Annotated in this window: 4 protein-coding genes and 1 pseudogene; 4 read left to right on the top strand and 1 reads right to left on the bottom strand. The window is 72.7% G+C overall.

The genetic code is table 11. The features are described 5' to 3' along the window. The first annotated feature begins 105 nt into the window (after nt 1-105). The gene (locus AB0B41_RS42145; protein ID WP_358212724.1) at nt 106-2004 is read left to right on the top strand and encodes a VanW family protein; all 1899 of its coding nucleotides are present in this window, start codon (nt 106-108) and stop codon (nt 2002-2004) included. A 103-nt stretch (nt 2005-2107) separates the two neighbouring features. Continuing rightward, entirely contained in the window at nt 2108-2533 is a 426-nt protein-coding gene (locus AB0B41_RS42150; protein WP_358212725.1) for a CBS domain-containing protein, read from the top strand. Between the two features lie 62 nt (nt 2534-2595). On the opposite strand, the gene AB0B41_RS42155 is transcribed toward AB0B41_RS42150, so the two are convergent. Then, nucleotides 2596-4440: an acyl-CoA dehydrogenase gene (locus AB0B41_RS42155; RefSeq protein WP_358212727.1), complete on the bottom strand. Its 1845-nt coding sequence runs from the start codon at nt 4438-4440 to the stop codon at nt 2596-2598. Between the two features lie 206 nt (nt 4441-4646). On the opposite strand from AB0B41_RS42155, the gene AB0B41_RS42160 reads away from it, so the two are divergent. Then, a complete protein-coding gene (locus tag AB0B41_RS42160) occupies nt 4647-5798 on the top strand; it encodes an N-acetylmuramoyl-L-alanine amidase (RefSeq protein ID WP_358212729.1) in 1152 nt (383 codons plus the stop codon). 137 nt (nt 5799-5935) lie between these two features. Then, nucleotides 5936-6993: pseudogene (locus tag AB0B41_RS42165) on the top strand (hypothetical protein); the annotation flags it as partial.

Consider the following 6993-nt stretch of genomic DNA (forward strand, 5'->3'; position numbering starts at 1 on the left):
GCGCTCGATCGCCAGCGCGAGCTGGTGGTAGAGCGGGACCGGGCTGGTCCGGTCCAGCTCGACCGCGAACGCGACGGGGGTGTCCTCCATGCGGAGCCCACCGCCGTGCACCCCGCCGCCCCGGCCTGGGGCTCGGAGGACACCCAGGTCCTGCCGCGGACCGGGGCCGCGGCGGCGAGCGTCGACCAGCCGACCCAGCGCCTCGGCGCCCCGGCCCGCCCGGCCGACCCGCCGACCGAGCAGTTCCGCATGCCCACGGGTGGCGCGGTCCCGCCGACGCAGAGCTCCGGCGCCCCGCCGACCGGGGACCGGCCGGGCGGCTCCGGCACGGGCGGCGGCCGCCGCAAGAAGCCGCTCCTCGTCGTCGCCGGCGTGGTGGCGGTGCTCGGGCTGCTCTACGTCGCCGACCTCGTCGTGTCCGCGGGCAACGTGCCCCGCGGCGTCACCGTCGCCGGGCTGGAGCTCGGCGGGCTCTCCAAGGCCGACGCCCGGCAGCGCCTGCAGGAGGCCATCGAGCCCCGGTCGTCGCTCCCGGTGCAGATCACCGCGGGCCCGGTGCAGAGCCAGATCGACCCGAAGGCCGCCGGCCTCGAGGTCGACTACCAGGCCACCATCGACCAGGCGGGCGCACAGCCGCTGAACCCGGTCACCCGGATCACGTCGTTCTTCTCCGAGCGCGAGGTCGGCGTGATCAACAAGGCCGACGAGCGGTCGGTCACCACCGCGCTGGAGCAGCTCAAGCCGGTCGTCGACCAGGCCCCCGTCGAGGGCAACGTCCGGTTCGAGGGCACCACCCCGGTCGCCGTCCCGCCGGTCCCGGGCCAGACGCTCGACCTGTCCGCCGCCGTCGGCGTGCTGGAGCGGGACTGGGCGTCGGGTGCCCCGGTCGCGCTGCCGCTGATCCCGCAGCCGACCGCCACCACGAACGACGACGTCCAGGAGGCCATCGAGAAGGTCGCGACGCCGGCCGTCTCCGCGCCCCTGACGATCAAGGGCGAGGGCGCCGACGCCGTCCTGCAGCCCGCGGACATCGCGAGTGCGCTGACCTTCCGGGCCGACGCCGCGGCGAGCCCCAAGCTCGTCCCGGAGATCAACAACGAGGCGCTGAAGGAGGTCGCGTCGCCGCAGCTCGCCGCGACCGAGAAGCCCGCCCGGGACGCGAGCCTGGACTTCTCCTCCGGCACCCCGACCGTCGTCCCCTCGCAGGACGGCCGCGGGATCGACTACGACAAGACGCTCGAGAACGTCGTCGCGGTCCTGACCGGGACCGGCGAGCGCAGCGTCGTCGCGGTGTACGCCGACCAGAAGGCCGAGCTGACCACCGAGAAGCTGTCGTCGCTCGGCATCACCGGCGAGATCAGCTCGTTCACCACCGGCGGGTTCGCGGCCGACTCGGGCCAGAACATCAAGCGGGCGGCCGAGCAGGTCAACGGCACGATCGTGCAGCCCGGCGAGACCTTCAGCCTCAACGCCCTGACCAACCCGCGGAACGCGGCGAACGGGTACGTCGAGGCCGGCATCATCGAGAACGGCCACTCGGCGCGCGGCGTCGGCGGCGGCGTCTCGCAGGTGGCGACCACGCTGTACAACGCGGCGTACTTCGCCGGCATGGTCGACGTGGCGCACAAGGAGCACAGCTTCTACATCAGCCGCTACCCGGTGGCCCGCGAGGCCACGGTGTTCGACGACATCATCGACCTGAAGTTCCGCAACGACGGGCCCACGGGCGTGCTCATCCAGACGTCCTGGACGCCGTCGAACCTCACGGTCAAGATGTTCGGCACCAAGCGCTACGAGGTCACCTCGGAGACCGGGCCGCGCACCAACCCGACCGAGCCGCAGACCATCACCGTCCCGCCGGGCCAGGCGTGCACCCCGTCGAAGGGGTCGCAGGGCTTCACGGCCACGGACACGCGGGTGATGCGCAACCTGGAGACCGGCGAGGTCACCCGGAAGACCCGCACGGTGAAGTACAACCCGTCACCCAACGTGATCTGCGGCTGACCCGCCGTCGGACGATCGGGGCGAGCCGCCGTTCAGCCCTCGCGGGACAGCGGTCACGGTTCGTACCCTCCTCGCACAACGACGTCGAGGATCGGGGGCACGGATGCGCATCGCGGACATCCTGCGGAGCAAGGGGCACGCCGTCGCGACGATCGAGCCCGAGGCCACGGTGTCGGCCCTGCTCGCCCGTCTGGCCGAGGGGAACTACGGCGCGCTGCCGGTCGTGCAGGACGGCCGGCTCGTGGGGATGGTGTCCGAGCGCGACGTCGTCCGGAAGCTGTACGAGCGGGGCGCGGACCTGCTCGGGATCGCCGTCTCGGAGATCATGACCACGGTCGTGGCCACCTGCACGCCCGACGACGGCGTGAGCGCCCTCGCCGAGGTCATGACCAACCGGCGGGTCAGGCACCTGCCGGTGGTGGTCGACGACGAGCTGCTCGGCATCGTGTCGATCGGCGACCTCGTCAAGGCCCGCATCGACTCCCTGGAGCGCGAGCGCGAGCAGCTGGAGTCCTACATCGTCCAGTGAGCGAACGGCGCTCTCGCTCACAAGGAATGAGCGAGAGCGCCGTTCGTGCGATCTCGAGCTGACTAGAACGCGGCCTCGTCCAGCTCCATCAGCGAGTTGTCCGCCGCCTCGACGATCGCCTTCTCGGCGGTGAGCTTCGGCAGGGCGGTCCTGGCGAAGAACCGGGCGACGCCGATCTTGCCCTCGTAGAACGCCTTGTCCCTGGCGCTCACGTCGCCGGCCAGCGCGTTCTGCGCGACGTCCGCCTGGCGCAGCAGCAGCCAGCCGACGAGCAGGTCGCCGACGGCCATCAGGAACCGCACGCTGTGCTGGCCGACCTTGTACAGCTCGCCGACGTCCTTCTGCGAGGCGAACAGGTAGCCGGTCAGCGAGCCGAGCATGCCCTGGACGTCGGCCAGCGCGGTGGCCAGCAGCGCCCGCTCCTCCTTGAGCCGGCCGTTGCCCGTCTCGTTCTCGAGGAACGCCTGGATCTCGCCGGCGACGTGCATCAGCGCGGCGCCGTTGTTCTTGACGATCTTGCGGAAGAGGAGGTCGAGCGACTGGATCGCCGTGGTGCCCTCGTACAGCGAGTCGATCTTCGCGTCGCGGATGTACTGCTCGAGCGGGTAGTCCTGCAGGAAGCCCGAGCCGCCCAGCGTCTGCAGCGACTGCAGCAGCTGCTCCGACGCCCGCTCCGAGCCGACGCCCTTGACGATCGGCAGCAGCAGGTCGTTGACCTTCTCCGCGAGGTCCAGGTCGATCACACCGTCGCCGCCCTGGCGGATCGTGTCCTGGAACGTGCCGGTGTAGAGGTACAGCGCCCGCAGGCCCTCGGCGTACGCCTTCTGCGTCATCAGCGAGCGGCGGACGTCCGGGTGGTGCGTGATCGTGACGCGCGGGGCGGTCTTGTCGGTCTGCCGGGTGAGGTCCGGGCCCTGCACGCGCTCCTTGGCGTACTCCAGCGCGTTGAGGTAGCCGGTCGACAGGGTCGCGATGGCCTTGGTGCCGACCATCATCCGGGCGTACTCGATGACCTGGAACATCTGCGCGATGCCGTCGTGCACCTCGCCGAGCAGCCAGCCCTTGGCGGGGACGCCGTGCTGGCCGAACGTGAGCTCGCAGGTCGTGGAGACCTTGAGCCCCATCTTGTGCTCGACGTTCGTGACGAAGGCGCCGTTGCGCTCGCCCAGCTCGCCGGTCCGCGAGTCGAAGTGGAACTTCGGCACGAGGAAGAGCGAGAGGCCCTTGGTGCCGGGCCTCGGGTCGAGGCCGGGCGCCTCGGGGCGGGCCAGCACCAGGTGCATGATGTTCTCGGTCATGTCCTGGTCGCCGGACGTGATGAACCGCTTCACGCCGTCGAGGTGCCAGGAGCCGTCCTCCTGCAGCACGGCCTTGGTGCGGCCGGCGCCCACGTCGGACCCGGCGTCGGGCTCGGTGAGCACCATGGTGGCGCCCCAGCCCTTCTCGATCATGATCTCGGCCCAGTGCTGCTGCTCCTCGGTGCCGTTGGCGTGCACCACGGAGGCGAAGCTCGGGCCGGCCATGTACATGTACAGCGCCGGGTTGGCGCCGAGGATCAGCTCCGACGCCGCCCACTGCACCGACGGGGGCACGCCGAAGCCGCCCAGCTCGACGGGCAGCGACAGCCGGTACCACTCGCCGTCCCACAGGGCCTTGTAGGAGTCCTTGAAGGACTGCGGCAGCGTGGCCGTGTGGGTCTTCGGGTCGAAGACCGGCGGGTTCCGGTCCGCGTCGGCGAAGGACTCGGCCAGCGGGCCGGTGGCCAGCGTGTTCAGCTCGCTCAGGATGCCCTTCGCGGTGTCGGTGTCGACGCCCTCGAACGCACCCGTGCCGAGCTGCTCCTGGACCCGGAACACCTCGAACAGGTTGAACTCGAGATCGCGCACGTTGCTCTTGTAGTGGCCCATCGCGGTGCTCCTTCCTACCGACGGGTAACTCGCGCTGCCCAGCTTATTACCGACGAGTAACCGAGGCAACCACCGTCCGATCCGGGAGTCGTCGTCACACCTTCGGGGCGACCGGTTGTGCACGGAGCGTGCGTGATCCAAGGTTCCCCCGGGGCGGATGTGACTCGTGTGACCACATGGGTCATCCGGAAGGGCAGGGGGCCACGATGGGTCGTCAGCGTGGGGTGACGGGAGCGGGGCGCGGGGATCTGACGCGCCGCGGCTTCGTCCTGGGTGGACTCGCGGCCGGGGCGCTGGTCGCCGCACCGGGGCTCGCGCAGGCCGGCGAGCACCCGCCCGGCAGCGCCGTGACCGACGGCGTCGCCTCGCCGGACATCGTGGACTGTGCGGGCTGGGGGGCCCGACCGAACAGCGCGATCGTGCCGATCTGGAACCAGCGCCCGGTGAAGATCCTCGTGCACCACACCGCGTCGGCCAACGTCGCCGACATGAGCCGCGGGGCCGCGGACCGGGTCGCCCGTGCGATCCAGAACTTCCACATGGACAGCCGCGGCTGGCTCGACACCGGGCAGCATTTCACGATCAGCCGCGGCGGCTTCGTGCTCGAGGGCCGGCACCGCTCGCTCGAGGTGCTGCGGATCGGGCAGCGCCAGGTCGAGGGCGCGCACTGCACGGGGCAGAACGTCGTGGCGGTCGGGATCGAGAACGAGGGCACCTACATCGACCAGGACCCGCCCGGCGCGCTCTGGGACTCGCTGCGCACCACCTGCGCGTACATCTGCAGCCAGTACGGCATCGCGCCGACCGAGCTGTACGGGCACCGCGACTTCAAGAACACGATCTGCCCCGGCGACCGGCTCTACGGCATGCTCCCGCGGCTGCGCAGCGAGGTGGCCGAGGTGCTGGGCCGGCGCGTCGAGGAGGCGGACACGCAGAAGGCGAGCTGGCCGCTGCTGCGGGCGGGCGACGCGGGCGACGCCGTCCTGGCCGCCCAGTACCTGCTGCGCGACGCCGGCGTGCGCACCAACGTCGACGGCCGCTACATCCCGGCCACCGTCGCCGCCGTCACGGAGTTCCAGCTGGCCACGGGCGCCGAGGAGCCCAACGGGATCCTCGGCGGCGAGTCCTGGCCGGTCCTCGCCCGCACGGTGGACCGCGCGTCCGAGCCGGGCTCCGACGCCACCCGGGCCGTCGAGATCCTCGCCGCGGGCCGGACACGGAGCTCGCGGAATGGACCATCGAGCAGAGCCGCCGAGGCGGTCCCCGACACGGTCGACCGGGCTGCGTGGCAGGACCTCCTCGGCACGTCCGGTGCCCCCACGGACACCTCTGTGGACCCGGCCGGGCCGCCGCAGTAGCCGCCGCACGAGTCTGAGAACCACCCTCACCCGATCGGGGGGTCGTGGCTGCGCCGATGCGGCGGCGGACCGCTGCACCGCTCCGGATCGATACGCTCGGTCGTCGCACGGTCGGGGGGCCGTAAGGGGGTGGAACGGTGTCCGAACCGGACCCGGGAGAGGCGCTGGCCGGAGCGCCCGCGGCGCGCCGGCTCGTCCGCGCCGTCGCCGCGGAGCCCGGCGCGGGCCTGGTGTGCGACGTCGTCGGGCCGGCCGGGGCCGGCAAGACCACGACCCTGCGCGCCGTCGCGGCCGCGTGGTCCACATCGGTCACCGACTCGATCGAGGGCGCCGGGGACGGCCCCCTCGTCGTCGACGACGCCCACGACCTGTCCGGGCCCGCACTCGACCTGCTGTGCGAGCGCGCCGCACTGCCCGGTGCGCGCCTCGTCGTCGCCCGCCGGCCGTGGCCCCGTACCCCTCAGCTGGCCGCCCTCGGCGCCGCGCTCAGCGCCCACCGGCCCCCGCTGGTCCTGGGCACCCTCGACCGCACCGGCGTGGCGGCCCGGGCCGCGCGGCTGCTCGGCGGCCCGGCCGCGGACCCGCTGGTGGAGCACGTCCACACGAAGACCGCCGGCCTGCCCGCGCTGGTCGACCGCATGCTCGCCGAGATCGTCGAGCGGATCGGACCGCAGAACCGCTCCCGGCTGCTCCGCGACGCCCCGCCCGGATCCCTGCGGGTGCCCGTGCCGACCGGGCTGCTCGACCAGCTCGGGCACCGGCTCTGGGCACTCGACGCCCGGGTCCGCGAGCTGGCCGTCGCCGTCGCCCTGGGCGCCCCGCTCGACGCCGAGGTGCTGGTCCCCCTGCTCGGCCTGCTCGACTCCGCGGGCGGCGGGATCGACGAGGTCGACGAGCTCGTCGAGGAGGCGCGCGCCGCGGCCGTCTTCACGCCGTCCGGCGGGCCCGCCCCCCTCGTGACCGGCGCGATCCTGCGCGCCGTCCCCGAGGCGCGGCGGCTGGAGATCCGCCGCACGCTCGCCGAGATCGAGCTGGACCGCGGCGGCAGCGTGCTCACCGCGGCCCGCGGGATGCTCGGCACCGGCGCCACCGGAACGCGGTCGGCGGAGGTCTTCACCGCCGCGGGGGACGAGCTCGCCCGCACCGACGCCGACGAGGACGCCGGACCCTTCTACGCCGCGGCCGTGGCCGCCGG

The sequence above is a fragment of the Pseudonocardia sp. NPDC049154 genome (assembly GCF_040648315.1).
GTDB lineage: Bacteria > Actinomycetota > Actinomycetes > Mycobacteriales > Pseudonocardiaceae > Pseudonocardia.